Raw genomic sequence first — 1,066 nt, 5'->3', positions numbered from 1 at the left:
GCCGACTACGCCAACGTCCAGCCGCACGCCGGCTCCCAGGCCAACAGCGCCGTCTACCTGGCCCTGCTGTCGGCCGGTGACACCATCCTGGGCATGAGCCTGGCCCACGGCGGTCACCTGACCCACGGCGCCAGCGTTTCGTCCTCGGGCAAGCTGTACAACGCCATCCAGTACGGCATCGACGCCAACGGCCTGATCGACTACGACGAAGTCGAGCGCCTGGCCCTGGAACACAAGCCAAAAATGATCGTTGCCGGCTTCTCGGCCTACTCGCAAGTGCTGGATTTCCCGCGCTTCCGCGAAATCGCCGACAAGGTCGGTGCCTACCTGTTCGTCGACATGGCGCACGTGGCTGGCCTGGTCGCCGCAGGCGTCTACCCGAACCCGGTGCCATTCGCCGACGTGGTCACCACCACCACCCACAAGACCCTGCGCGGTCCACGTGGCGGCCTGATCCTGGCGCGTGCCAACGCCGACATCGAGAAGAAGCTGAACTCCGCGGTCTTCCCGGGTGCACAAGGTGGCCCGCTGGAGCACGTGATCGCGGCCAAGGCGATCTGCTTCAAGGAAGCGCTGCAGCCTGAGTTCAAGACCTACCAGCAGCAAGTGGTGAAAAACGCCCAGGCCATGGCCGGCGTATTCATCGAGCGCGGCTTCGACGTAGTCTCGGGCGGTACTGAAAACCACCTGTTCCTGCTGTCGCTGATCAAGCAGGAAATCTCCGGTAAGGACGCTGACGCGGCGCTGGGCAAAGCCTTCATCACCGTCAACAAGAACTCCGTACCGAACGACCCACGTTCGCCGTTCGTCACCTCGGGCCTGCGCTTCGGCACCCCGGCGGTGACCACTCGCGGCTTCAAGGAAGCAGAGTGCAAGGAACTGGCTGGCTGGATCTGCGACATCCTGGCCGACCTGAACAACGAAGCGGTGATCGATGCCGTACGTGAGAAGGTCAAGGCTATCTGCGCCAAACTGCCGGTATATGGCAAGTAATTGCAGGCAACTGATGTGAAAAGCCCGGCGCATGCGCCGGGCTTTTTTATGGGCCTTCAAAGCTTCGCTGGCA

General features: G+C 62.7%; 1 protein-coding gene. It reads left to right on the top strand.

The window, feature by feature from the left end:
- Positions 1–993 (top strand): serine hydroxymethyltransferase (gene glyA / locus G3436_RS25475; RefSeq protein WP_163950944.1); only part of this gene is annotated, 993 nt, incomplete at its 5' end.
- Between the last annotated feature and the right edge of the window lie 73 nt (positions 994–1,066).

The sequence above is a fragment of the Pseudomonas brassicae genome (assembly GCF_010671725.1).
GTDB classification, from domain to species: domain Bacteria; phylum Pseudomonadota; class Gammaproteobacteria; order Pseudomonadales; family Pseudomonadaceae; genus Aquipseudomonas; species Aquipseudomonas brassicae.
This window is presented reverse-complemented; position numbering and strand designations above follow the sequence as displayed.